Below are 25,535 nucleotides of genomic sequence, written 5' to 3'. Positions count from 1 at the left end.
GACACGATGAAGGACCGCGCCGCCCGCATCCGCACCGGCACACAGCCGAAGGCCCCGCCGGTCACGGACGATCCGCGCATCCACACCGATCTGGCCTACCTGCGCAGCCTCGAGGGCCCGGCGCGCGGGCTCAGCTTCCTGCCGCGCCAGCCGGCGCAGTCGGTGCTCAACGGCCGCCACGCCTCGCGCCTGCGCGGGCGCGGGCTCAACTTCGAGGAACTGCGCGACTACCTGCCCGGCGACGACATCCGCGCCATCGACTGGAAGGTCACCGCCCGCACCGGCAAGCCGCATGTGCGGGTGATGACCGAGGAGCGCGACCGCCCGGCACTGATCGTCGTCGACCAGCGCATGTCGATGTTCTTCGGCACCCGCCGCGCGATGAAATCGGTGACCGCCGCCGAGGCCGCCGCGATGACCGCCTTCCGCATCCTCGACCAGGGCGACCGGGTGGGCGGCATCGTCTTCGGCGACGAGGTGATCGCCGAGATCCGCCCGCAGCGCAGCCGCGCCGCGCTCAACCGCTTCCTCACCGCGCTGGCCGAGGCGAACGGGCTGCTGCACGCCGAGGCGCCGAACGTCGCGCCCATCGGTCTGACCGAGGTGCTGCGCGCCGTCGCCCGCATCGCCTCGCGCAACCACCTCATCATCGTGCTCAGCGACTTCGACGGCATCGACGCCGAGACCGACCGCATCGTCTCGGGGCTCTCCCGCCACAATGACCTGATCCTCGTGCCGGTGACCGACCCCAGCGCCGGAGAGATCCCGGGCGGGCTGCGCATCATCGTCACCGATGGCGAACTGCAGGCCGAGATAGACACCGCCGAGCCCGGCACGCGGCGCGGGCTGATCGAGATGTCGAAGGGGCGGCTGGCCGATGTGCTCGACTGGCAGCGCCGCTTCGGGGTGGCGATCCTGCCGCTCTCGGCCGGCGAGGAGACGCTGCCGCAGATGCGCCGCCTGCTGGGGCTCGGGCCGCGATGAACGAGGAGAGCCCGCAAGCCGACAGCCTCGTTGCGCTGGTCAACCAGCTGATCGAGCCCGCGCCGCCGCCGCCCGTGCCGCTGACCCCGCAGACATGGGGCTGGGCGGCGCTGGCGCTGATCCTGCTGGCGCTGCTGGTCTGGGCGGGCTGGCGCTGGTATCGATACCATGCCGCCAACGCCTACCGCCGCGCCGCGCTGGCCGAGGCGGAGCGGGCGCAGACCACCGCCGAGCTTGCCACCATCCTGCGCCGCGCCGCGCTGGCCGCCTATCCGCGCACCGAGGTGGCCTCGCTGACCGGCTCCGCCTGGACCGGGTTCCTGTCGCGCACCGGCAAGGGCACCTTTCCCGAGACCGCGGGCGAGGAGCTGCGCCGCGCGCCCTACCGCCAGCCGCGGGCCGCGCCCTCGCCCGAGCTGCGCCGCGCCGCGCTGCGCTGGCTGAAGACCCACCGCGCCGCGCCCGCCGCCGAGCGCAGGGGGGAGGCCGCCGCATGATCTCGCTCGCCGCCCCCTGGCTCCTGCTGCTCCTGCCTCTGCCCCTGCTGGTTCGCTGGCTGGTGCCGCCGCACCGCGAGCGCGAGAGCGCGCTGCGCTTTCCCTTCTTCCGCCGCATGACCGAGGCCGCTGGGGCCGAGCCGCGCGCCGGGGCGGTGGTGCTCTCGCGCCCGGTGATCTCGTGGATCACCGCCACGCTCTGCTGGGCGCTGCTGGTGCTGGCGTTGGCCCGGCCCGAGCGGGTGGGCGCGCCGATCACCATCGATAAGGCGGCGCGCGACGTGGTGCTGGCGATCGACATCTCGGGCTCGATGGACGCCAGGGACTTCGCCGCGCCGGACGGGCAGCGCCTGCAGCGCCTCGCCGGGGTGCGGCAGGTTGTGGACCAGTTCGTCTCGGGGCGCGACGGCGACCGCATGGCGCTGATCGTCTTCGGCACCGCCGCCTACCTGCAGGCGCCGCTGACCGACGATCTGACCACGATCACCGAGCTGCTGGACACGACCGAGGTCGGCATGGCCGGGCCGCACACCGCGCTTGGCGATGCCATCGGCCTTGCCATCCGAACCTTCGAGGCCAGCGACATCGACCAGCGCCTGCTCATCCTGCTCTCGGACGGGTCGGACACCGCCAGCCGCATGAGCCCGGTCAACGCCGCAGAGATCGCCGCCGACCGCGGGGTCGAGATCTTCACCATCGGCGTCGGCGATCCCGAGGCGACGGGCGAGAACCGGGTCGATCTTGCCACGCTTCAGGCCATCGCCCTGCGCACCGGCGGGCAGTATTTCTTCGCCGAGGACGCCGCCGCGCTGCAGGCGGTCTACGACCGGATCGACGCGCTCGCCCCGCGCGAGACCGAAACGCTGTCGTTCCGCCCGCGCCGGTCGCTGTCGTGGATCCCGATGGGCCTCGCGTCGCTGCTCGGGCTCGGCACGGTGCTCTGGCTTCAGTTGCGCGTGCAGAGGCGGCGCCGGGCGTTGCGGCAGGTGGAGGAGGCGGCATGAGCGACCTTGGCCTCTATCTCGAAGCCTTCCACTTCCTGCGCCCGCTCTGGCTGCTGCTGGTGCCGCTGGTGCTGGGGCTCTGGTGGCTGGTGCGCCGCCCGTTGCGGCGCGGCGGGATCGAGGTCGATGGGCTGGCGCCGCACCTGCGCGAGGCGCTGACCGTGGGGCGGGCCGAACGGCGGCGCGTCCTGCCGATCGATGGCACCGCCGCGGTGCTGATCCTTTCGGCGCTTGGCGCGGCGGGGCCGACATGGTCGCGCCAGCCCGACCCCTTTGCCGCGCAGTCGGCCCCCGCCGTTATCGTGCTGGCGGTCACCCCGGCGATGGAACAGACCGACCTGCCGCCCTCGCGGCTCGAGCGCGGCAAGCAGAAGATCCGCGACTTCCTCGATCTCCGGGCCGGGGCGCGCACCGCGCTGGTGGCCTATGCGGGCACCGCCCACGTGGTGCTGCCGATGACCGAGGACGCGCAGGTGATGGTGCCCTATCTCGAGGGGCTGAGCCCCGAGATCATGCCGCGCGAGGGCGCGGTGGCGGGCGAGGCGCTGGGGCTGGCCGAGGCGATGCTGGCCGGGGAGGGCGCGCCGGGCGGCATCCTCTTCGTCACCGACAGCCTCGACCCGGCGGACGTGGCGGCGCTCGATGCCAGCGGCTCGCCGCTCGCCGTGCTCTCGGTGAGGCCCGAGGGCAGCCGCGACCGCGGGCTCGACGCGCTGTCCGCGCCGGTGATCGAGGTGACGCCGGACCCGTCCGACATCCGCAGGCTCGACGGGCTGCTCAACGCCGCCTATCGCCGGGCGCAGCTCGACGATGTGGACCAGCCCTGGGAGGACCGCGCGCATTGGCTGGCCTGGCCCGCGGCGCTGATCGTGCTGCTCTGGTTCCGCCGCGGCTGGACCATGCGCTGGGTTGTGCTGACCGGGCTTGCCCTGCTCGCGATGCCGCAGGGCGCGCGGGCGGAGGGCCTCGCCGACTGGTTCCTGACCCCCGACCAGCAGGGGCGCATCTCCTTTGACCGCAAGCATTTCGACCGCGCCGCCGAGCGGTTTGTTGACCCGCTCTGGCGCGGCTACGCGCTCTACCGCAGCGGGCAGTATGACGCCGCCGTCGAGCTGCTGGACCGGGTCGAGACCGCGCAGGCCGCCTTCATCCAGGGGCTCGCCCAGATCAAGGGCCACAACTACCGCGACGGGGTGCGCGCCTTCGAGACGGCGCTCGCGCGCGACCCGGACTATCCCGGCGCGGCCGAGAACCTCGAGACCGCGCAGCGCATCGTCGAATATGTCGAGGCGGCGCAGGCGGCTTCGGACACCGGCGAGGAAGAGGGGATCGGCGCCGACGAGGAGGTCTATGACAACGAGAGCGGACAGGGCGAGGAGACCGAGCGCGAGGCCGGCAGCGACGCGGGCAGCGGGCTGCTGACCGCCGAGCAGTGGATGAACACCGTCGACACCCGCACCGAGGATTTCCTGCGGATACGGTTCTCGCTCGAGGCGGCACAGCCGCCGTCAAATTCGGGTGAGGCGGCACAGCCCGGCGCGTTAGGGGGTGCGGGCGGGACTGCTGCACCGATGGAGGGCGGCGAATGATCCGGCTCCTGCTGCTGCTCGCGCTCCTGCTTCCCGCCGCCGCGCGGGCGCAGGACGACGCGCCCGAGACCTTGCCGCAACTCATCGTCGACTTTCCCGAGACCGAGGCGATCCCCGGCCAGTCGCTCAGCCTGCGCCTGACGGTGCTGGTGCCGACCTTCATGCCCAAGCCCCCGGTCTGGCCCAGCCTCGAGGCGCCGAACCTGCTGGTGCGGCTGCCGTCCCGGTCCACCAACCCCGTCTCGGAGCGGGTGAACGGCGAGACCTGGGCGGGCATCTCGCGGCATTACCGCATCTCGCCCATGGTGCCCGGGCAGGTGACGCTGCCGCCGCAGGAGGTGCAGGTGACCTGGCAGGATCTCGAGACCGGCGAACCGCGGCAGGCGGTGCTGAGCACCGGGCCGATCGCCTTCGCCGGGGTGGTGCCGGAGGGGGCCGAGGGGCTCGATCCCTTCATCGCCGCCGCGGACCTCACGCTCATGCAGGAGATCGAGGGCGACCCCGCCGCCATGGTGCCCGGTGACAGCCTCAAGTGGCGGGTGACCGCAAAGGTGCAGGGCGTCTCGCCGATGTTCCTGCCGGTGCTGCTCGGGCCGGTCGAGCTGCCGGGTCTCGCCGCCTACCCGGACGAGCCGCAGGTCTCCGAGCAGGACGACCGCGGCGTGCCGAGCGGCAGCCGGGTCGAGAGCGTGACCTACCTCGCCGAGGCGGGCGGCGGCGGCGCGCTGCCGGAGGTGCGGCTCGACTGGTGGGACACCGACGAGGGCGTGGTGAAGACTGCCACCGCGGAGGGGCTGGAGCTTCACGTCGACGGCCCGCCGCCTGCGCGGAACGAACCGCTCGACCCCCGGCGCATCGCGATGCTGGCCGGGGTGGGGCTGGCGGCGCTGGTGCTGCTCTGGGCCATGCTGCGCTTCCTGCTGCCCGCGCTGGCGCAGTGGCGGGCGGAGCGGCGCGAGAGGGTGCTGGCGTCCGAGGCTTATGCCTGGCGCGGGCTGCTGCAGGTGATCGCGCGGCGCGACCATGCGGGGCTGCGCCCGGCGCTCGATCTCTGGGCCGGGCGGGTGGCGGGGCCGGACCCGCGCCGCGATCCGTCGGTCGAGGCGGCGCTGCTGGCGCTCGGGGCGCAGCGCTACGGCGGCGGCGCGGCCAATCCCGGCGACACGGCCTGGACGGCGCTGAGGGGCGCGCTCGACAAGGCCCGCCCGCGCGGCGGGCGCGGGTCGGGCGTCGCGTCGCTGCCGCCGCTCAACCCCGGCGGCGCGACCTAGGCGCGGGGGATCAGACGCCCTTTTCCTTCAGCCAGGTGGTGACGATCTCGGTCAGCCGTGCGCCCGAGAAGGAGGGGAAATGCCCGCCATGCACGATGCGCACCGGCAGCGCGGCGAGGCGCTGCATCGAGTGGATGTAGGCCTCGGCGTCCGAATGGTAGGTGTCCTCGATCAGCGGGCCGTCGTAGACGATGTCGCCCGAGATCAGCACACCCGAGGCTTGCTCCCAGAGCGCGATGCCGCCGGGGCTGTGGCCGGGGGTGTGGATCACCTCGAAGTGCCGGTCGCCGAGGTCGATGATGTCGCCATCCTCGAGGAGCCGCGTCGCGGGGGCGCCCTTCACCGCGTAGGTGGCGGAGCTGTAGGGCACGTCGGGCAGGGCGTCGAAGATCGCGTCGGTCACGTAGGGATCGGCGAGGGTGTTCTGCCGGGTGGGCTGGGCGAGAAGGTCGGCCTCGGCGGAATGGCAGAGGCGGCAGGGAAACTCGTGGTGGCAGCCGATGTGGTCGAAATGGGTGTGGCTGGCGACGGCATCCAGAGGCCGTTCGGAGACCAGCGGCACCCATTCGCGCAAGCTGACCACGCCCATGCCGCTGTCGACAATGAGATCCCGGTCCCGCCCGCGCACGTGCCAGATGTTGCAGCGGTAGAATTCCTGGATGAACGGCTCGTCGATCCAGGTGATCCCGTCGCCGACGGTGCGCTGGCGGTACCAATCCTTGGGCGGGATGCGGGGGCTCATGCGGCGGCCTTCGCCTCGGGGGCCAGCACGACCGGGTTGCGGCCGAAGAGCTCGACCTCGTCGCCGGGCCGGGGATGCTCGCCCTGCGGCAGGTGCGCGGTGAGGAGCGTCTCCGGCGCGGCGAGCGGGCGGAAGTGGCAGCGGTGGTAGGAGCCGTAGAAGGCCGCCTCGACCAGCGTCGCGCGGCCGAGGCTGAACTCGCCCGTGAGGCCGATGCTCTCGGGGCGCAGGCAGAGCATTCCCTCGGCGGGCGCGATGGCAAGCGGGCCGAGCGGCGAGGTGACGCTCGCTCCGGCGGGGCTGACGGGGATGCGGTTGGTCTCGCCCATGAAGTCGGCCGAGAACATGGTCCTCGGCGTGAGATAGACCTCTTCGGGCGTGCCGCAATGCTCGGTCCGGCCGTGGTTCATCACCACGATGCGGTCGGCGATGGCCATGGCCTCTTCCTGGTCGTGGGTCACGTGCACGAAGGTGGTGCCGACGCGGCGCTGGATCGCCTTCAGCTCCTCCTGCATCTGGCGGCGCAGCTTGAGGTCGAGCGCGCCGAGCGGCTCGTCGAGCAGCAGAACGTCCGGCTCGACCGCCAGCGCGCGGGCCAGCGCGACGCGCTGGCGCTGGCCGCCCGAGAGCTCGTGCGGGCGCCGCGCGGCCTTGTCGGCGAGGCCCACCATCTCGAGCATCTCGAGCGCCTTGGCATTTCGTGCCGCCTTGCCCATGCCGCGCATGCGCAGGCCGAAGGCGACGTTGTCGCGCAGGCTCATGTGCGGGAAGAGCGCGTAATCCTGGAACATGGTGGTGGTCGGCCGGTCCTTCGGTGCCACGTGGGTCATGTCGCGCCCGCCGATCAGCAGCTGCCCCTCGGAGGGCGTGAGGAACCCGCCGATGATCGACAGGAGCGTGGTCTTGCCGCAGCCAGAGGGCCCGAGCAGCACGATGAACTCGCCCGCGGCGATCTGCAGGTCGACCCGGTGCAGGGCGGTGAAGCTGTTGAACCTGTGCTCGACGGCCTTGATATGCACATCCGCGGTCATTTCGATCCCTTTCGGAAAAGCGTGAGTTCGAGCGCCACCACCACGACGACCGAGACGAGGAAGACCAGCGAGCCGACGGCGTTGGTCGCGGGCGAGAGGCCCGAGCGCAGCATCGACCAGATCTCGACCGGCAGGGTCACGTCGAACCGGGTCAGCAGGAACGCGATGATGAACTCGTCCCAGCTGAAGGTGAAGGCGAGGAAGAAGGCGGCGGCGAGCGCCGGGGTCAGCATCGGGGCTGCGACGAACCAGAGCACCTGCCATTCGCGGGCACCGAGGTCTCGTGCCGCCTTCAGCGCGCTCTTCTGGTGCTCGCCGATGGCGGCGTAGAGGATGGCGAAGCAGAGCGGCAGGTTGATCACCACGTGGCCGATGCCGGTCGCCAGCAGCGAGGGGCGGATGCCGACCTGGTTGAACATCTGCAGGAGGCCGAGCGCGATGATCAGGTAGCTGACGGTCATCGGCGCGATCAGCAGCCCGCGCATCAGCACCGAGCCCGGCAGCACCACGCGGGCAAGGCCCGAGGCGGCGAGAAAGCCCAGCGTCAGCGCGACCAGCGACGACAGCAGCGCCACGACCAGCGAGTTGCCGAGCGCCTCCATCATCGCGCGGTCCGACAGGATCTTGGCGTACCACTCGAAGGTCACGCCCTTGAACGGCGGCACCGGCAGGCGGCCGTCCTGGAAGGAGAAGATCACCAGCGTCACGACGGGCAGCAGGATGAAGGCGAAGAGCGCGACGAGATAGGCCCAGGAGAAGTACTTCATCACACGCGATCCATCTTCAGCCAGCGCGCGCAGGCGGCATAGGCGAGGGTGACCATGGCCATCAGCACCACCGACAGGGCCGAGGCCATGGGGAAGTCGCCGCGCCGTCCGAGCTGCAGCATGATCAGCTGCGGCAGGGTCAGCTCGTTGTTGCCGCCGAGGATCTGCGGCGTGATGTAATCGCCGATGCAGAGCACGAAGGTCAGGAAGGCCCCGGTCATCACGCCGGGCAGGGTGAGCGGCAGGATCACCAGCCGGATCACCTGCCACTTGGATGCGCCGAGATCCTCGGCGGCGCGGGCGTAGTTCGGCGAGAGCTGGATCAGGTTGGAATAGATGGTGAGGGTGAGGAGCATCACGAAGAAATGGACGAAGCCGATGATCGTGGCCGAGCGCGTCGCCATGATCTGCACCGGCTCAGCCAGCAGCCCGAGACCGACGAGCGCGTTCATCACCACGCCCTTCTCGCCCAGCACCAGCGCCCAGGAATAGGAGCGCACCACGTAGGAGGTCCAGAACGGCAGCACCGCGAGCAGAAGCGCCATGCGCCGCCAGCGGGCGGGCACGCGGGTGGCGATGATCCACGCCAGCGGCCAGGCCAGCAGCACCGAGATCACCGTGACCACCGCGGTGATCTCGAGCGAGACGAAGATGCCCCGCCTCAGCGACGGGTCGGTGAAGATCCGCAGGTAGTTGCCGAGGTCATGGCCCTGGACGATCTCGCGCCCCTCGAGATGGGCAAGGCTCATCATCACCATCGCCGCGAAGGGCAGGGCGAAGAAGGCCAGCGTCCACAGCAGCGCGGGAGCGACCAAGGCCGCTCCCTGACGTTTTTCCTGTCTTTCGATGCTCATCTGTCTCTCTTAGTTCTGGAGCATGTCGGTCCAGAGGTCCTGCATCGCGGCATCGGTGTCCGCGTCCGGCACCGGGTAGAGCTGCGCGCGGGCAAGGTAGTCCGGCTGGTCGTCCCAGCGCAGGATCGCCTTCTGCTCATCCGTCAGCACGTCACCGGCGGCCTTGTTGGCCGGCATGCCCCAGTAGCAGGACGAGGTCGCAAGCCGCGCCTGTCCCTCGGGCGAGGTGATGTACTTGATGAATTCCAGCGCCAGCTCGGGCTTCTCGGTGCCCTCGACGATGGCGAGCGACTGCGCCCACAGGAGGCCGCCTTCCTCGGGGATGGTCCAGTCGAGGTCGGGATTCTCGGCGTTGAGCACGGCGGTCAGCCACTCGCCGCCGCCGATCAGCACGTCGACCTCGCCGGTGGCGAGCGCCGTCTGGCTGCCCACCACGTCCGACACCTGCTTGGAGGCGGCGCCGAGCTTCATCAGCGGCTCGCGGATGGTCTCGAGCGCGGCGGCGTCCAGATCGGCCGTCTTGATGCCCGCCTCGAGGCCGACAAGGCCCAGCACCGGCAGGTAGTAGTCGTAGATCGCGATGCGGCCGTCGTACTTGCCCGACCAGAGCGCATCGAGGCTCTGCATGTCCGCCGGGTCCACCTTGGCCTTGTTGTAGGCGATGGTGTTGTAGCCGAACTTCTCGGTCACCGCGTAGGTGGTGCCATCGACGGTGGTGTGGTCGGCGAGCACCGCCTCGGGGAAGTAGCTGGAGGTGTTCAGCTGGTCCGCGGGCAGGGGGGCGAGCAGCCCGCGCTCGACCGCGCGGCCGACGTCCACCGCGTCGATCACCATCACGTCCCAGTCGCCCGGGCGGGACTGTTCCAGCAGCGTGAGGCCGGCGGCGGTGCCCTCGTATTCCTTCACGTTGACCCGGACGTCATGCGCCTTCTCGAAGGGCTCGAGCAGCTCGGGGTCGGCGTGGTCGCACCAGATCAGCGCGTTCAGATCCTCGGCCTGCGCGGCGGAGGTCAGGGATGCGGCAAGCCCGGCGGCGATGGCCAGACGCGAGCAGCTGTGTGTGAGTGCCATTTTTTTCCTCTCCTGTCGGTCGCGGGCGGTGTTCTCCGCCCTGCGTCTGGGAAAAAAGTTGAACCGGTTCAGTTTTGCAGTCAATATCAATTTTGAAGTGACCAAGGGGGCCCCATGGCCGGACTGCGCGAAAGACAGAAGGCGAAACGCCAACGTGCCATTCTTCAGGCAGCGAGCACGCTTTTTAAGCAGAACGGGTACGAGGCGGCGCGGATAGAGGCGATTGCCGAGGCCGCCGAGGTCTCGGTTGGCACATTCTACAACTACTTCGAGCACAAGGCCGACCTCCTGCTGGCGATCGTCTCGATGGAGGTCGAGGAGGTGCTGAACCAGGGGCAGGGCGTGGTGGATGCGCCGCAGGCCGATGCCTATGACGCGATCTGCACGCTGGTGGCGACCTACTACGACCACTCACTGGTCTACCTGACCAAGGAAATGTGGCGCACCGCCATGGCCTTCTCGATCCAGAGCCCGGACACGCCCTTCTCGCGCCGCTACCGCGAGCTCGACCTTGCGCTGGCCGAGCAGGTGGTGGCGCTGATGGAGCGGCTGCAGCAGGGCGGGCAGGTGCTGCGCGGGGTGGATGCGCGGGCCTTCGGAGAGCTGACCTTCCTCGGGCTCAACGGGCTCTTCACCACCTACACCGTGTCGGAGGACATGGCGCTGGACGAGCTGAAGGCCGCGATGTTCCGCAAGGTCCGCGCGCTGACCGCGCAGATCGGCGTCGCCGAGGCGGGCTAGGGCCGCCGCGCCTGCCGGAGCGCCGAATGCGAGAGAAGCGCCCCCGAGGGAGCGCTTCCCGCGTCGCCGCAGCGCCTTGGCGAAGAAGCTTCGGTCCTGGCGCCGGTGGCCTGCCCGGCATCGTCCCTTACGCCGCGCATGAAGGGCTGCGCCTGACCGTCCTTCTCCGTGACGGGCGTGTTACCAGGACCCGTCCTTGACCTTGTGGGGGCTGATCGTCTTCACCTTCGGGGCGGGCAAGGGCCCGTCCTCGGGCCAGATCCCGGCGCGGAGGCGCTGCGACAGGGTCTTCACCGTCTTGATGCGTCCAAGCGCCCTTGCGCCCTCGATGGCCTTCCGGTCGCCGTCGTAATAGTCGAACCAGGGCAGGCCGGCCTTGGAGTATTCGCGCGCCGAGATCGGCGAGAGCGGCGGCGCCTCTCCCGTCATCGCCATCCATTGCTGCGCGTTGGCGAGCATGACGAAGCAGCGCTGGCGGTTCTCGAGATCCCAGGCATCAAGCCCGTACTCGTCCTCTTGGATCTCCTGGCGCATCGAGCCGCCCATGCCGAGGCCCATCTCCGCGGAGCTGGCGCATGCCCTCAGGCAATAACGTATCTCCCGCTCCTCGCGGTTGTACCGCTCGATCAGCTCGGCATAGCGCGACTTCTTCATCGGGATCGCCTCGATCTGCAGCCCGCCGACGTCGCTCTGCGGGTCGATCTGCTCCTCGACCGTGTAGCCCTCGCCGAGCGGTGCGGCGACGAACTGGCGCACGGTGCGCCTGCCGGTGTTGAACCCGTCGAGCCACGGCTGTCCCGGCAGCACCACGTAGTCCTGCGGGTCCTGCGACAGGCCCTCGGCCCACCTGAGCCCCGAGACGGCATTGATCTTGCCCGCGCCGATCTTCAGAGCCACGGGCAGTTTCGGGTAGAGGCCGCCGAAGCTGCCGAAGTTGAGCCAGAGTGCGTCGGTCTGGAAGATCGGCATGACGATGCCGCCGCGCGCCTTGCGGTGCTCGAGGCCGCCGAGCGCGCAATCCTCGACGTGGCGCAGCGGGAAACGCCCGAGCCCGGGCGGCAGGAAGTGGTCGCGGCCGTCATCGGGGATGCGCAACGTGCGCTGGAAATCGATGTGGATCCCCGCGTCGATCGCGATGTTCGGGAAGCGGATCTCAAGCCTGTCGTTTTCGAGAGAAATCATCAGTACCTCCTACCAGTCGCCGTCCGACACCTGCCGGACGACCTTCAGAATTGCATGATCGGGCTGTTCCTTGAGTTGTCTCAGGAGCTCGCCGAAGAGCCGGGGGCGCTTGCGGATGATCTGCAGGAGATCCGACGAGACCTTTCCGGCCATGGCGAGCAGCAGGTCCGGATCCTCTCCGAGCACCTCGGCGAGCGCGACGATCTTGGCCTCGGACGGCGGCGGGGTGAGGCCCCGCTCGACCTTGCTGAGGAAGGCCGGCTCGACGCCGATGCGCAGCGCGACCTGCCGGAGGGACATGGTCCTGTCCGTCTCGCCCAGGGCCTCGCGGCGTTCGCGGAGGTATGATCCGAACTCTGTCATGTGGAGTGTGTACTACAAGGTACACAAAAAATCCACAAAATTGATTCACCTCGGTGCGAATGATCCTGAGCGTGATGGGCCGGGTTTCTGCAAGGTTCGAGGCAGGGGGCGAAGAGGAGCCGCGCCAAGGCTAATGGCAATATCGGCCGAGACGCTGCTGCCCAGGCCGCAGAGCGGTCCAATGTCATTCGTGGATGGCGCGATTTAGATGTTAAACTAGGATGAGCCAAAGAAAAAAGGCGCTCCCGAAGGAGCGCCTTTTTTCGTTCTTGCCAACCTCTTTTGAGGGAAGTTGGCTCCGGCGGTAGGGGCCGGAGGTTTGCCTCTAAGGCATTGAATTCATTGACGTCATTCTGTGCGACTCTTCTGCGAGTCCGCGATGTGCCAAGGATCGTGCCCGGATTTGCGCCAAGGGGCAAGCGGTCATCGACAGCGTCGCCGAGACGATCAAGGAATTCTGGAGCAGGTGCATGATTGCCCCTGCGTCCCTTGTCACGATGTCTCTTCTGAGCCATCAACGATGGACACGGCAAGGTAACGGAACTCGCCATTCTTCACGTGGAAGTCGGAGTAGGGTGACCATCGGGCGAGATATCTTCCGCGGAAGGCGGGGACCCGCCCATAGCTCGCGACGATCTTTTCTGCGGTGTGGGGCGCCCAGTCGAGGTCTCCAGTCACCAGGGCGCCATCACCGAGGTTGAACTCCGCATCGCATCCGGTGGGCTTCGGCGTCTTCCAAAGGGCAGCGGTATTGGTGAGCGCGACTACGCTTCCCGTCGTTTGGGGCAGCGCGGCGATAAATTCCTCGACGCGGGCGATCTTCATCAGGATGCCATGACGGTATAGGTCATTGGCTCCGAAACGGAGGTCAAAGATCTCGCCGTCCGGTGCCGTCCAGAGCAGCTTTTGCTTGGGGTATTTCAGCTCAACGACATGCTTCCAGCCACGGAAACCCAACACGATGTCTGCGGATGTATTTCGGTTATCGAAGAGGCGCACTTCCGTCTGGACATCGAGGAGCGGCGTCATGGTCTTGAGCTGCGATGCCAGGGCGCGCTGCAGGCTGGCCTCCGACTGGAAGATCGGCTCTTCGGTCGCAACCGCACAGAGGGCGCCTTCAACCAACTGGTGAAAATTCGGCTTCATGGCGACGGCCTTTCTTGTGCGCCTTCGACAGAGCATGACGCCCGGCAGAGAGCAATTGCTTCCGTCGCGGACCCTTACGGGAATGGAGTGACCTGTCCCTCCACGATCGGGTGGCCCGGAATACTCCTACATTCCCTTCCAGAAATACGAAATCTGGGAGAGCTATGTCGCAGACCAGTTTCCGGTGCAGGTGTCCGCCTTCGACGATTTTGCGCGGGGCATGAATGAGCTGGTGCCATCGCTCATGCGAGACGCGTCGAACGTGATGGGCGACAGCATGCCAATGGTCGATCGGATGCTGAAGATGGACCGCGAGTTCAATTCCCGGGCTGTCTTCCATTCGGAGCTTCTGACCCGTATCGGTTGCAGCGGTCCGACCGTGATACGCTACGAGGAAGCGCTGCGAGAGTTTTTCCGGCGGAGCAGGCCGATATGATCGAGTGCAAAACGTCCCGGCCATGACCCCGGCAGCGACGAGCTTGGATGCGGCGACGCCGATGATCGTGCCGGCGGCGCGGTTTGACTGCTGAAGCATGGCTGCCACGACGGCTGTCAGGGCCTCGTCAAGCCGCTTGAGGTCATCTCCCGCCGGCGTTTGAGCGGAGCGGGTCACCGAGAGGCCTCACTTCCTGAGTGCGCGAGTGCGACCCCCATAAAGTGTTGTCCTCCTGGGCTTTTCTGCCCTCGTTCCAGAGCGTCTTGGCAGAGGCACGATGAGCGTCCCCCTTCTGCAGGCCAACGCGTCGCACTCGCCGGACCGCGGGCGCGATGAGGAGTGGACTGCGTAGATACAGGCTGACCGCGAAAGAGTCCCAGCGAGGGGTGTGGAACCGCCATGGTCAATGGACTGCCAGCGCCCGCTGTCCAGCAAGATTCCGGGGCCACCACTCGATTGGGGGGGACTCAAGGCGGTCCAGCGCTTCATTGATCCTGACAAAGGGGTTGTCATGCTCGAAATAGGTCCGCCCTGTCCATGCTTTGGGATGGGCGCAATAGACGAGTTCGACATTTCGTGCCGGATGATTTTGAAAGTGCTGCCAGGTAGCTTCTCGGAACCGGTCTTGCGCTTTCCGCCCGAGCAGCAGGAACACAAGCGGCGGGTCGCCCTCGCGCCGCAGCAACTTCAAGAGCAGCTGCTCCATGACGGGCCTCCAGATGCGAATATGAGTGTCCAGAACTCGTTGTTGGGAGCTTGTGAAGGTCCATGCCGCATTGACCGACAGTACATCTCTCGACGCCAGAGCATCGAAAAAGCCGGGCATTGCCGGGGGAGCAAGTTCCCCTGCCGCGATAGCCGCACGCACTGACGGCCAGTCACTGCGATCTTCGGTGATTCCGAGGTCACCTCTGGAAGCAGATGCCGCGGACTGGAGCAGGCGGCGCAGGCTGACCGCAATTTTCGCGGGTTGCGCTTCGTTCCATGCTCCGTCCTCGAAGGCACGTCCCGTAGCTCTCGGTTGAGAAGGGTAGGGGTCTTGGCCAATAATCACGACCCGGACGCGCTCGGGTATGAGGTCATCGAAAGCTCGGGTCATGTGGCGACAAGGAACCTCATCTGCGTCTTCGCGCGGTCGGCCCAGAGCGAGGCGCGGCGGAAACACTTCCGGAGCGTCCCAGTCAGGGAGGTCATCCATGACCGGCTCTACGTTCTCAAAGAACCTACGCCAGGCCGGTGCGAGATCCTCTCGCCAGTTCCCGGCAAGATGCCGTTCGATCCGCTCTCTCAGAGACACCATGGTGTTCTTCCTGGCGTAGCCTCCGCGTCACTCTTCGAGCTTTTCCGCAAGTACCTCCCAATCCTCATCGTGCTAACCTGTCTCGGCGCTTCCGCTGTCGGCAACCGCCGTTCGATTCAAGGCACGCAGTTGCGAAAGGAAGGGCTCTACCTTTGCTTCGCCGAAAACATTGTCCGGCCCATCCGGGTTCAGGTCGGTGAACGGACTTTCATAGAGCAGGCCCGGATCGATCACGCCGTTTTTCGTGAGATGGTCGATGACCATGCCCACAAATTCAATCTGATCAGCGGAGGCTCCGTCAGCGATGAAAGACGCGAAGTGCTGTTGGGCGGCACCGCGATCCAATCCAACGAGAGACCGAATGAATACGCCAAAACCCTGCACCTGGGCGGCCTCGGTTCTTCTCGCATTTTCGATGTCGCCATCTGATCCGATACCCGCCTCCAAGAGCATCCTTTCGAGCTCGGAGATGTCGAGTTGGGTGAGAGGGCGCCCCGACTTCAATCGTTGCAGCGCGACGTGCTCGCCATGGAGAGACAAGAATTCACGGGCCTTCTTCTTGAAGACGATAAAATCTGCCGCTGGGTTGAGGGTGACACTGGCGGGAATCCCCAGGTCATCCTCGAAATCGGTGTAGAGGATGGCCCGGGAGGTCTGATCGATAAGATGGACGATCTCGCGAAGGCGCAGCCGCGCCACCTCGGCGATAGGAACCGTCAGGCCCTGCCACCAGGCTTCGGTCAGTATCTCCTCGATCAACTCGCCGTGCCGCGCGACGGCCGGGATGTCCATCTTGGTCGACAGCGCGGTGGCTATCTCCAAGACCTTTCGGCGGCAGGTCTCCAACTTGGCTGATCGCCCCAACAGGCACAGCTGGAGTTCGAACATGAGCAGGTCGAACCTTTTCGCTTCTTCTTTGCCGAGGTCGTGCGCGCTTGGAAGCGCTGCAAGCTCCATCAGTTCGTCTTTCGCCTCGTCGGAGAGGTTGGACCAGGACGTCTGATCCGACTGCCAGGTTTCGACGGCGCGCAGGTGTCCGCGGACGACGAAGGACGACGTGTCGAGACCCAAGACGAAAAGGCGGACATCGTCGACGATGCCGATGCGGACATTGGACATTTCCTCGATCGGCGCGATCCGAGCCTCTGCGACGACTTTCACTCTGTCACCCTGAACTTCCAGAGATTGGTCGATGGCACCTGCAACTTTCAGCCTGACTTCGATCAGGCGCTCTGTCAGGGATTTCGGGACCGGTGGATCGGACAATTCGGGGTTCGCGCCGAAGAACTCGAGGTTCCCGCAGACATCGAAGATACGAAATTCTGTCTTGTCCTGACCTGGGCCGAAGAGATCGGGGCAGAGCCGCGTGCCTCGCCCGACCATTTGCCAGAACTTTGTTTTCGAGCGCACGAGTTTGAAGAAGACCAGGTTGACCACCTCGGGCACATCAACCCCAGTGTCCATCATGTCCACAGAAATGGCGATCTGCGGCTCCCTGCCGGCGACCTCGAAGCTTTCGATCAAACTCTGCGCGTAGCTATCGCCATGAACAATGCGGCGCGCAAAGGTGCCGCCGAGGTTCGGCCAGCCGGCGTTGAATCTTTCTTCGATGAACTTCGCGTGGGCCTTGTTGGCCGCGAAGATGATCGTCTTCCCGATCTTGTCGCCGCCATCGACCTTGATCCCGTGCGCCATGACATGGGCCAGAACCTTATCAACGGTGTCAGCGTTGAAGAGGTATTTGTTGATCTCAGCGGCGGAAACCTCTTCGCGGCGGCCGCTCTCCCCCCAGTCAAGCTCGTCCCACTGATCCTTTTCGTCGTCGGTCAGATCGTCATAGCGGATGCCTTCGCGCATGAAGCGGGTCGGCAGCGAGATCGGGTCGAAGGGCTTGAGGAAGTCATCGTGGAAGGCCTCCTCAAGCCCGTAGAAATCGGTAGGATGTCCCGGATCGAGATCAAAGAGCCGATAAGTATCGCGATCGACCTCGTCGCGGGGCGTCGCCGTCAGGCCGACCAAGTAACTGTCGAACCACTCGAAAATCGCGCGGTAGCGCTTGTAAATCGACCTGTGGGCCTCATCGATGATGACCAGATCGAAATGGCCGGGGCCGAAGCGGCGGCCGTTGTGATCTGCACGGTCGATCAGGTTCAACATGGTCGGATATGTCGAAACATAGACGCGACCCGTGCCGGAGGAGTCGGTCACCAGGTTTACCGGGGAGCTGTCCGGCATATGCGTGGCGAAGGCATTGCGCGCCTGCCGGACGAGGCTGATCCGGTCGCAAAGGAACAGAGCGCGCTTCACCAAACCAGCCCGGACCATCATGTCCACTAAGGCGATCACGGTCCGGGTCTTGCCGGTGCCCGTGGCCATCACCAGAAGCGCCTTGCGCGAGCCGGCATCGAAATGCTCGGCGATGCGGGTCAGGGCGCGGGTCTGGTAGGGGCGCCCGGCGATGGCAGCTTTCGGCTGCTGCGAGGTCAAGGGCTTCGCTTCGGACCGCCGAGCGATCATTTCGCCCAGCTCTTGTGCGGTCTTGAATCCGCCGAGGCGGCGGGGAGGGATGCTGCGGGCGTCGTCCCAGATCCAATGCTCATAGCCGTTGGTGTAGAAGATTATCGGGCGTCGGCCGTGCATCTGCTCCAAGGCGTCGGCGTAGAGCTTCGCCTGCTGTTGCCCTTCGGAAGGAGAGCGCCGGGTGCGCTTGGCCTCGACCACGGCCAGAGGCAGGCCGTCGGCGCCCCAGAGGACGTAATCGGCAAAGCCATGGCCCCGCTCGTTGGGCATCGGCTCCACACGGTACTCCAGATCCCGGCCTTCCTTCAGGCCAGCCCATCCGGACTCGGCCAGTAGCAGGTCGATCAGGCGTAGGCGGGTGGTGGCCTCGTTGTAGTCGTGCGGGTCGGCAGACTGATCGGCGCGGGCCTTGGCAACCTCGGCGCGTCTGGCCTTCAACTCCTCATCAAGGGTGGCGAACCTGGCGCGGAGGTCATCCAGTTCCTCTGTGCGTGCCGCAAGCGCCTTGTCCGTGGACTGGATGCGCTTCCGCGCCTCGCGGACCAGGTCCAGACGAGCGCTCAGTGGCGCCGGATCGAAGGTGTTCGGCTCGGGCGGTTTCTGGCGCCTGCCATATGTTCGCCCGAACCAGTGCATCACGTGGTGCAATTCCTCGACCACTTGGCGTGCGCCCTCGGGCTTCAGGTTCGAGCCTTCGTGGGCGGATTTGTTGCGGACGAGATTGATGAAGCGGGCCTTGGCATGGACCTTCTGGCCCATGATGCCCCGCAGGTCCGGGTCGTTGATCATCCGGCTCGCGCCGGTCTGGCCAGGAGGCGTGAGACCCGCGTCATGGGCAAAGGCCCAGCCGAGCGCCAGCTCAAGCGCCTTGCCCGCCAGGATTGCCGCGGCCTCCGGCTCTGACATAGCGAGTCTCTCCGCCGAAGTCGCTGCGGCATGGACAGTGGGGAAGTCGCGTTCGAGGTGGGCAAAGTTACTGGAGGTCATGGTGATGTCCCGGGATCAGAGCTCTCCGGCGAAGGCGCGGGACTGGAGGGAGGCGAACAGGTTTTCGAGTTCGGAGAGGTGCTCTGTGACCTGCGTCCGCATACCACGCGCAATCCTGATCCTCCGGGAAAATTCGCGCTGCATTTCCACGGGTGGCTGACCCACTTCAATGGATAAGACTTTTTCCTTTGAGATATTCTTCATCGAACCACTCGATCCCGTTGCACGTTGAGACACTTCATCACGAAACTTCCGAGTTCCAAATAGATAATGCAAAAAAATCGGTTCGGCCTTGGCTTCGTTGACGCAGAATCGCCAGATCTTATCCGGGAGCACAATATTGTTCGATACCTTCTCCACCATGGCGGTCGCGCCAATCAACGACGAAGTATTCGCCCGGCTAAATAAGAGGTCTCCAGGCTTTACGAAATGAGATGCCGGTGGAGTATATTCGGCAGGGAGTGGCTTCGACTCCGACTCTATGAACTCGCCCTTGGTTACCGCACTGACCTTGAGGACCCGGTACCTGGTTCCTGCCTCGTCCGAAGCCGGAGCGAGGTTCTTCCCAGTATCGAACCCTGCGATGAGATTCCTCAATGGCCCTCGCGGGAATCGGTTCGAGGTCATGAGAACTCCGAACATCTCGGCGAAGATCGCGCCCGGGAGGGTGTCGAGCAGAGCGAGGGCCTCGCGGCGTCGGCGGCGCAGGGCGTCGGCCGCATCCAGGATCCCCGCAATCCGCCGCTGCTCCTCGAGGGGCGGGAGAGGGAAAAGGGACTCGGCCACAATCTTGTCAGATACGGCCGGGTAGCTTGCACCTGTGGCCTTCCGAACCATGTCGGCCACGAAAGACGGTGTCCGAACCCAGTGATAGATGTAGCGAGACACTGCCCTTTTCTCGTCCGGGCGAAGGACGGAAAACCCGGTCGAGGCAGTCGCTCCGTGGAGATCTTCTTCGACCACCGCAACGGCATTCAGATTCGGTCGCACGGTGGAGACAAGGATGTCCCCCGATTTAACCAATTGGCGCGCCCGGGATGGGGCCTCGGAAGGGATCGTCGGCGTGGGTGCCATGATCGCCTTTTCATCACGGTCGACCGAGCTGAGGTCGATGTAGTCAAAGACTTCCGACGACGACGCCCGTCTCGGGTTCCACGTCTGGATAGGGGTCAAGACCTCGCCGAGGGGGGCCAGCTGCCAAGTCATTCCGCCGCCTCCTGCTTCGCCGCCTGCGCCTGCTGCCAGTCGTGGTAGGTCTGGCTCGCACCCTTCACCTTCCATTCCAGCCGTCCATTGCTGTTGCGGTCCAGCACGACCGCGGCTGCCGCCGAGGGGCTGGAGAAGGACCAGGGCCTGGCGAAGCGCAGCTTGCCCGTGCCCGGAGACACCTCCTGAGGCACCAGTACGCCGTCGGCGATCAGCTTCGCCTTGAGACCGCCATAGCTCTGCTGGACATAGCCTGTGTCCTTCAGGGCCTCGGAGCCCTCAAGCACGATGAACTCACCCTCCTCCTCTACTGCCGTAGCCTCGACCCCGCTTTTGTGCCGGATCTCGAATTGCACCTCGTCCGAGACGGAGGGCGAGGTGGGATTTGCCTTGGCACTGACCGCCTTCGGCTGCGGCTTCAGCATGTCGAGCCCGATCACCGGGAGGATGATCCGCAGGTTCGCCAGGAATTGCTCCATGTTGGCGATGTCAGCCTCGGGCAGGCGCCGACGGCCGATGTCCGGGTTCGTGCCATTGTCGAGCGCCACTCGCCCGGCCTTGGCCGTCTGTTCGATCAGCCGGGCCTCCAGGTATTCGGCGTGGCCTTTCGACATGTCGTCGTCGCTGGTCGTGACGGTGATCGCCGTCTCCCAGAAATCGCGTTTCACCGCGCTCTGCTTGATGCGCTCGGCGACGGAGTTACCCGAGCCGATATAGATCCGCGTCGTGCCTGCAGTGACGGGATCAGGGCCAGAGAGGATGTAAACCCCCGTGCGGTCCACCTCGTCTCGCGCCGTGAGATCACCGAAGGCGGAGGCTCCCGAGACGAAGAGGAGCCCGGTCCAGCCATGGATGGTCGCCTTGCGCAGGCCGGTGGGTTTGCCGTCGACCAGGAAAAGCTGGATCGTGCGGCCGAAGGTCTCGCCAATGCTCATTCGGCGGCCTCTTTCGCGATGCTCTCGCCGAGCATTTTCTCGAGCTCTTCGAGGCCGTCAAAGATATCCCGCTCCATCTCGCGCAAGCGCGACAGGATTTGGGCGGGCGGTTCGTGTTCGACCGTGTCGTGTTCGATCTCGCGGTAGCGGTTGAGGCTGAGATCGTAGCTGGCGGCGACGATCTCGGCCTTCGGGACGACGAAGCTGCGGGCGGTGCGAGGGTTCTCCTTCTCCGTGCGCTCACGCATCTGCCAGCGGGCGAGGGCGTCGGGGAGATCGTTGAAGTTGGCTTCTTGCTCGGTCAATTCGGCCCAGGGGCCGAGCTTGTCCTCGGACACCAAAGGCTGGCGTTTATCGTCGAGGCTCAGGCCATCGGCATGCAGGTCATAGAACCACACGCCATCGGTGCCGCCGGAGTCGGTGCGCTGGAACAGCAGGATGGCCGTGGAGACCCCCGCGTAGGGCCGGAAGACGCCCGCTGGCAGTTTCACCACCCCCTGCAGCTGCTGTTCCTCGATCAGCATGCGGCGCACCTCCTTGTGCGCCTTTTGGGAGCCGAAGAGGACCCCGTCGGGGACGACGACTGCCGCCCGCCCACCGCGCTTCAATAGCCGTAGGAAGAGCGCCATGAAAAGCAATTCGGTCTTCCGGGTGTCGACGATGCGGGTGAGGTCCTTGGCCACCGCCTCGGCATCCAGGGAGCCGGCAAAGGGTGGGTTGGCGAGGATCAGGGAATAGGCCTCAGCTTCGTCACCATGTGCCTGAGTCAGGGAATCCCTGTAGACAATGGCGGCATCTTCAAAGCCGTGGAGTGCCATGTTCATCGCGCCGAGCCGCAGCATGGTTCCGTCGAAGTCGTGTCCATGGAACATGGCCGTTTCAATATGAAGGCGCTTTCCAGGGTCTGTCCAAGCATCGGAATGCTGCGCGCGCAGATACTCGGCTGCCCCGACGAGGAAACCGGCCGTTCCGCAAGCCGGATCGCAGATGACGTCGTCGGGGCGAGGTTCAGTCATTGCAACCATAAGGTCGATGATATGCCTCGGGGTGCGGAACTGACCATTTTGCCCAGCGCTGGCGACTTTGGATAGCATGTACTCGTAGAGATCGCCCTTGGTGTCGCGGCTCTTCATAGGAAGGTCCGATAGGAGATCGACGACCTTTGCGAGAAGACGCCCTGTCGGAATTTCGTACCGGGCGCTCGCCATGTGTTTGCGCAAGGGTGCCCCATCCGAGCCGAGGCGGCGGAGGAATGGGACGAGATGGTTCTCGGCTGCTTCCTGCATCTCGGCGGGAGGGAGTGTCGTGAAGCGCGGCCACCGAAGGTCGGAATAGGGCCTCCCCTCAGCGACTTTCTCGCCTCCCTCGCTGACTACTGGGATACCATCGAGATCCGGTGGGAAGAGGTCGCGCTCGAGAGGAACATTGCGCGCGCGCGCCTGACGCTCCGCAAGGGTTTGCGCGTCGTCGAGGCCCTTGAGGAACAGCAACAACGTCAGCTGCTCCATCACGGTCTGCGGATTGGAAATGCCGCCCGTCCACATCGCATCCCAGATGTCGTCAATCTTGCGTTTCAAGTCACCGGTGATCATGGCCGCCTCTCTTTTTCGGCCATATTGCACAGGGGGGTGGGGGGCTTCCAGCCGCGAAGCCACCTGACCGCAGAGCAATGGACTGATTGATGACTTGGAAAAAATCCGACGAGATGGTCCCGCCGGAATGTTCTGCTTTGAAAACCAACGTCTTTCGGCAGGCGATGCGCCGGGGGCGAGTAAAGCCGACCTGATGTCGCTCAGTCAGCGTTCTCGTTAGCCGGTGCCGTTGCGTTCTTCGCAACGATATCTTCGATGAGTGATGCCAGGCGTGTCTCGATTTCGTTGTTTCGGTCATGCGTGGCAATTTTTGCTTTGAGCAGGAGGATCTTTGCATCGGTCTTCTTTGCCTGCTCCTTGAGCCCATGGTTCTCCATCTCGAGCTCCGCAAGTGCGGTATCCCTCTTGTTGACCTGCTCCTCCAGATCATGGATGCGTTGCCGGAAGACCCGGATATCGGCTTCCAGTTCCTCCTCACGCTCTCGGCTCTCTTTGCCGAGGTCGTCGAACTGCTTCGCAAGCATGGCGGTCACCGCACGAATGACGTCTTTGCCGATATCGGCAGCTGCGGACTTCGCCGATGCCGGAAGCTTCGCCGCCAGCTTCCTGGCCTTCTCCTCGGCGCGCGCCGCGCAGATCCGACGGAACTCCCCGTCGAGGATGCCGGCATCGATGCCTGGAGATACGCCGAATTCGTCGCGCAGGAGGTTCTTTACGGCGGCACCGTCGGCGACCGCTCCGCGGGCCTCGATCCTGTCGATGGCCTCCTGCACTTGCGCGTCATTGTATTTGCGGGGGCGGCCGCCCTTGTTCTTCTCGGTCATGGCTGTGCTCTCAATGAGGTTTCCGAAAGAGTTTCGGAAATGGGGTTTCGGAAACCTGCCGTCTTGGGCAGGCAAAAAGGAGATCGGATCGCCTCCAAGTCGCATGGAAGCATTTACCTTGCGGCACCTTGGCGTTTCGAGGCGGGTAGGGGCACCGTTGCGGTGAGCTCGGGCCATAGCTTCCCAGCCTGGAACAGCGCCCGTTCGCAAGGGGCAAGGACAATGCCAAATGTAGGGCGGCCACCGTGGCCCCGGCGGGAGAGTTGGACACGGGTCGCTGGCCAGGCGTTTCGGGCGGCGATACGCTCGATTTGGTCGAGCATGTGGTCCGTCTCGCGACCTCGCCGAAATTCTTTCGCCGTGCTCAAGCTCTCGAAGTCTGCCGGCAGGTCGGCAGCAAGACCGGCCGCGGATACGCGGGTGCCGCGAACCGTCTGGCCCATGGTCGCGCGCAGCGACCGTTCGAGGCGAAGGTAGCCGGCGGGATCAGGCTCGTCCTCGAGGCCATGATACAGTGTCTCCAGGGTTACCAGCTTCGAGACCGGCAGCTCAGGCAGCGGCATGCTGCAGAGCAGGACGACCCGTTTTGGTTCCGATGGAGAAATGAGCCGCAGCCGCGCGATGGCCTGCATCGTCGCGCACTCACGGACCTGACGCAGGAGCGCCCGTACCCGCGGGTCGGCATGGGATCGCGACGTAGCGTTTTTGAGCGTTCCATCCCCCAAAACGCGGAGCGAGGGCGTTTCGGGCAGAGGGCCGTTCTGATGCCCTTCAATCCTTTCTTCTTCGAGGAAGAGCGCGCGCGTTTGCTGCTCCATCTCTCTGATGTCGGGTTGCAGGCGCCCGACAAGGATGATCGAGCGATATCGCTCGAAGTCGTTGACCCCGAGCATCTTCGGACCAAACCAGCGGGTCGTCGCCCCGTGAATTGAACGCGTGAGTTCGGCATCGCTACCATGATAGAGCGGATGCCCGAGATCCGCGTGAAGCTGGGCAAGCACAGCCTTCGTCGCAACGAGAAGCACGCCCTGACCTCCGGCACGCTCGACCTCGCGCTTCACAATCCCGAGCACCTTCGCTCGCCTCTCCGAACCGCGCGCCTTGTCGAGGAGCCATGTATTGGAAAGCGTTCGGTCTGAGATCTGGACGATCTCTGCCCGGGGACTTGCTTCAATTGCTACAAAACTGGTCCCTTGTGCCAGTCTATCGGCGATGAGGGGGTCGGCGTCGGCATCGAGCATGAGCAGAGGCGCATCGCGATCGATGGCAATGAGGCGGTTCAGCCGGATCGTCTGCCTCTGGCCCGACGGAGTTTGTTGGTCTTCGATTGTCAACCTGTTCGGACCGATCGCTTCGGCAGATGCAAGCAAGTCGAAAAGCGCCTGCCGTTTTCGCGACGCGTAGAGCGCGCGCTGGTCAAAGGTGCTGATTAGGAAGTCGACACGCGCCTGGCTGTCCTTGGGGTGGATATCCAGCCTTGCCTGAGAGTCGGCTTCCGCCCTGGCCAGGGCCGCGAGCCTGCCCTGATCCAATCCGAGAACTCGGAGATGGGAGCGGACGTCGAGCCCATTCTGAAGCGCCGCGACGATCCCGGATTTTGCGACCGCCAGATCGGCCTGGAGTTCGACCGGAAATGATCGCGTTGGGGCCTGGAGAAACTCTTCGACACGGATATCACTTGCCGAAACAAGGCTCGGCCAGACCTTTTCGTCAATGACGCGGAGCGCAATCGGTGTTGAGCGGTCGATGGGCGGAAATGTCCCGAGATAGCTGTGAGCCATGAAGTGAATTCCGGCATCGCCCGCCATCCTTTGCGCGAGGTAGGGGCAGTTTGCGGCGCAATCGGCCTGTATTATTTCGCCGGCCCTCTCGACCCGACAGAGAGCGCGCGTGACAGAGGGGACAATGGTCTGCATGCGTTCGACCAGATCCGAACGTTTGCACATTTCGGTTCCGGTCTCCGGGTTATGGGCGAGCCGGCCACGGACGACGGAGATGGGAAGAGTGCCGTCGAGCGCCTGTAGGTCCGCGGCCGCTCGGTCCGCGAGGTCGAGGGTGGGGACGTAGAACAGGACATGGCCGCTGGCCAGCAAGTCACGGCCATGTCGGGCCAGAAGGCGCAAGGCGGTGCTCGTTTTGCCGACACCAGCGCTGACTTTGAGCGTCAGTGCTGGCGCATTTCCTTTCTCGGGGACGTCTTCCGATGCGACCGCCCGGATGAAGACGTCCATATGCTGTTCAAGGTCACGGCGCGCATCCTCTGGTGCGCGCCAATCGGGAACGGGGAAAACGGCCTGAAAGCGGTGAGCTTGGTTCATGAGTGTGGTCTCCTTCGCAGAGGAGATAGTCCCCGGCGGAAGGCGCCCCAAAACGCCTCCTGTCGCGTCAATCGCAATGGTGTCCGGGCAGCAATGGTGGGCGGCGCCAATTGAGATTTCCAATTGAGCAGACACACCTTTGGTCATTTCGCGAGGGATTTTAGCGACACGGGAT

General features: G+C 65.4%; 22 protein-coding genes. 6 read left to right on the top strand and 16 right to left on the bottom strand.

Annotated elements, in window-relative coordinates; genetic code table 11:
• The first annotated feature begins 6 nt into the window (after nucleotides 1-6).
• Genes PVT71_RS00365 through PVT71_RS00345 form a run of 5 tightly spaced genes read left to right on the top strand, consistent with a single transcriptional unit; the run spans nucleotide 7 to nucleotide 5,345 of the window.
• Complete coding sequence (locus PVT71_RS00365) at nucleotides 7-984, top strand: DUF58 domain-containing protein (RefSeq protein ID WP_353472515.1); 978 nt, start codon at nucleotides 7-9, stop codon at nucleotides 982-984.
• Complete coding sequence (locus tag PVT71_RS00360; protein ID WP_353472514.1) at nucleotides 981-1,481, top strand: DUF4381 domain-containing protein; 501 nt, start codon at nucleotides 981-983, stop codon at nucleotides 1,479-1,481. Before PVT71_RS00365 ends, PVT71_RS00360 begins: the two co-directional genes overlap by 4 nt.
• Nucleotides 1,478-2,485 carry a VWA domain-containing protein gene (locus PVT71_RS00355; protein ID WP_353472513.1) on the top strand — a complete coding sequence of 336 codons (1,008 nt, stop codon included), beginning with the start codon at nucleotides 1,478-1,480 and terminating at the stop codon, nucleotides 2,483-2,485. Before PVT71_RS00360 ends, PVT71_RS00355 begins: the two co-directional genes overlap by 4 nt.
• Complete coding sequence (locus tag PVT71_RS00350) at nucleotides 2,482-4,074, top strand: VWA domain-containing protein (protein WP_353472512.1); 1,593 nt, start codon at nucleotides 2,482-2,484, stop codon at nucleotides 4,072-4,074. Before PVT71_RS00355 ends, PVT71_RS00350 begins: the two co-directional genes overlap by 4 nt.
• A complete protein-coding gene (locus tag PVT71_RS00345; protein WP_353472511.1) occupies nucleotides 4,071-5,345 on the top strand; it encodes a hypothetical protein in 1,275 nt (424 codons plus the stop codon). The genes PVT71_RS00350 and PVT71_RS00345 overlap by 4 nt, the downstream gene beginning before the upstream one ends.
• Nucleotides 5,346-5,355: 10 nt before the next feature.
• Here PVT71_RS00345 and PVT71_RS00340 read toward each other — a convergent pair whose 3' ends face one another.
• Genes PVT71_RS00340 through PVT71_RS00320 form a run of 5 tightly spaced genes read right to left on the bottom strand, consistent with a single transcriptional unit; the run spans nucleotide 5,356 to nucleotide 9,810 of the window.
• Nucleotides 5,356-6,087, bottom strand: coding sequence for an MBL fold metallo-hydrolase (locus PVT71_RS00340; RefSeq protein ID WP_353472510.1), 732 nt, complete (start codon nucleotides 6,085-6,087; stop codon nucleotides 5,356-5,358).
• Entirely contained in the window at nucleotides 6,084-7,118 is a 1,035-nt protein-coding gene (locus PVT71_RS00335) for an ABC transporter ATP-binding protein (protein WP_353472509.1), read from the bottom strand. Before PVT71_RS00335 ends, PVT71_RS00340 begins: the two co-directional genes overlap by 4 nt.
• Nucleotides 7,115-7,885, bottom strand: a complete 771-nt coding sequence (locus tag PVT71_RS00330) for an ABC transporter permease (protein WP_353472508.1) — start codon at nucleotides 7,883-7,885, stop codon at nucleotides 7,115-7,117. Before PVT71_RS00330 ends, PVT71_RS00335 begins: the two co-directional genes overlap by 4 nt.
• Nucleotides 7,885-8,739: an ABC transporter permease gene (locus PVT71_RS00325; RefSeq protein WP_353472507.1), complete on the bottom strand. Its 855-nt coding sequence runs from the start codon at nucleotides 8,737-8,739 to the stop codon at nucleotides 7,885-7,887. Before PVT71_RS00325 ends, PVT71_RS00330 begins: the two co-directional genes overlap by 1 nt.
• A gap of 9 nt (nucleotides 8,740-8,748) precedes the next feature.
• Entirely contained in the window at nucleotides 8,749-9,810 is a 1,062-nt protein-coding gene (locus PVT71_RS00320; RefSeq protein WP_353472506.1) for a spermidine/putrescine ABC transporter substrate-binding protein, read from the bottom strand.
• A gap of 114 nt (nucleotides 9,811-9,924) precedes the next feature.
• Here PVT71_RS00320 and PVT71_RS00315 point away from each other — a divergent pair, with 114 nt between their 5' ends.
• Complete coding sequence (locus tag PVT71_RS00315; RefSeq protein ID WP_353472505.1) at nucleotides 9,925-10,551, top strand: TetR/AcrR family transcriptional regulator; 627 nt, start codon at nucleotides 9,925-9,927, stop codon at nucleotides 10,549-10,551.
• 180 nt (nucleotides 10,552-10,731) lie between these two features.
• On the opposite strand, the gene PVT71_RS00310 is transcribed toward PVT71_RS00315, so the two are convergent.
• The 11 genes from PVT71_RS00310 to PVT71_RS00260 form a co-directional block, all read right to left on the bottom strand.
• On the bottom strand, nucleotides 10,732-11,733 hold the full coding sequence (locus PVT71_RS00310) for a hypothetical protein (protein WP_353472504.1): 1,002 nt from the start codon (nucleotides 11,731-11,733) through the stop codon (nucleotides 10,732-10,734).
• A 9-nt stretch (nucleotides 11,734-11,742) separates the two neighbouring features.
• Nucleotides 11,743-12,033, bottom strand: a complete 291-nt coding sequence (locus PVT71_RS00305; protein ID WP_353472503.1) for a helix-turn-helix transcriptional regulator — start codon at nucleotides 12,031-12,033, stop codon at nucleotides 11,743-11,745.
• A 555-nt stretch (nucleotides 12,034-12,588) separates the two neighbouring features.
• The gene (locus PVT71_RS00300; protein ID WP_353472502.1) at nucleotides 12,589-13,242 is read right to left on the bottom strand and encodes a hypothetical protein; all 654 of its coding nucleotides are present in this window, start codon (nucleotides 13,240-13,242) and stop codon (nucleotides 12,589-12,591) included.
• A complete protein-coding gene (locus tag PVT71_RS00295) occupies nucleotides 13,214-13,855 on the bottom strand; it encodes a hypothetical protein (protein WP_353472501.1) in 642 nt (213 codons plus the stop codon). The genes PVT71_RS00300 and PVT71_RS00295 overlap by 29 nt, the downstream gene beginning before the upstream one ends.
• A gap of 226 nt (nucleotides 13,856-14,081) precedes the next feature.
• Nucleotides 14,082-14,978 (bottom strand): uracil-DNA glycosylase family protein, encoded by an 897-nt coding sequence (locus PVT71_RS00290; protein ID WP_353472500.1) that lies wholly within the window; start codon nucleotides 14,976-14,978, stop codon nucleotides 14,082-14,084.
• A 72-nt stretch (nucleotides 14,979-15,050) separates the two neighbouring features.
• The gene (locus tag PVT71_RS00285; protein WP_353472499.1) at nucleotides 15,051-18,485 is read right to left on the bottom strand and encodes a DEAD/DEAH box helicase family protein; all 3,435 of its coding nucleotides are present in this window, start codon (nucleotides 18,483-18,485) and stop codon (nucleotides 15,051-15,053) included.
• A 15-nt stretch (nucleotides 18,486-18,500) separates the two neighbouring features.
• A complete protein-coding gene (locus tag PVT71_RS00280) occupies nucleotides 18,501-19,691 on the bottom strand; it encodes a restriction endonuclease subunit S (RefSeq protein WP_353472498.1) in 1,191 nt (396 codons plus the stop codon).
• On the bottom strand, nucleotides 19,688-20,626 hold the full coding sequence (locus PVT71_RS00275) for a GIY-YIG nuclease family protein (protein ID WP_353472497.1): 939 nt from the start codon (nucleotides 20,624-20,626) through the stop codon (nucleotides 19,688-19,690). The genes PVT71_RS00280 and PVT71_RS00275 overlap by 4 nt, the downstream gene beginning before the upstream one ends.
• Nucleotides 20,623-22,218: a class I SAM-dependent DNA methyltransferase gene (locus tag PVT71_RS00270; RefSeq protein ID WP_353472496.1), complete on the bottom strand. Its 1,596-nt coding sequence runs from the start codon at nucleotides 22,216-22,218 to the stop codon at nucleotides 20,623-20,625. The genes PVT71_RS00275 and PVT71_RS00270 overlap by 4 nt, the downstream gene beginning before the upstream one ends.
• 200 nt (nucleotides 22,219-22,418) lie before the next feature.
• Complete coding sequence (locus PVT71_RS00265; RefSeq protein ID WP_353472495.1) at nucleotides 22,419-23,042, bottom strand: hypothetical protein; 624 nt, start codon at nucleotides 23,040-23,042, stop codon at nucleotides 22,419-22,421.
• 113 nt (nucleotides 23,043-23,155) lie between these two features.
• Nucleotides 23,156-25,360, bottom strand: coding sequence for a hypothetical protein (locus tag PVT71_RS00260; RefSeq protein WP_353472494.1), 2,205 nt, complete (start codon nucleotides 25,358-25,360; stop codon nucleotides 23,156-23,158).
• Between the last annotated feature and the right edge of the window lie 175 nt (nucleotides 25,361-25,535).

The organism is Salipiger sp. H15, from assembly GCF_040409955.1.
In the GTDB taxonomy this organism is placed as follows: Bacteria; Pseudomonadota; Alphaproteobacteria; order Rhodobacterales; family Rhodobacteraceae; genus Salipiger.
The sequence above is the reverse complement of the archived record's forward strand: the minus strand, read 5'-3'. Positions and strand labels throughout refer to the sequence as shown.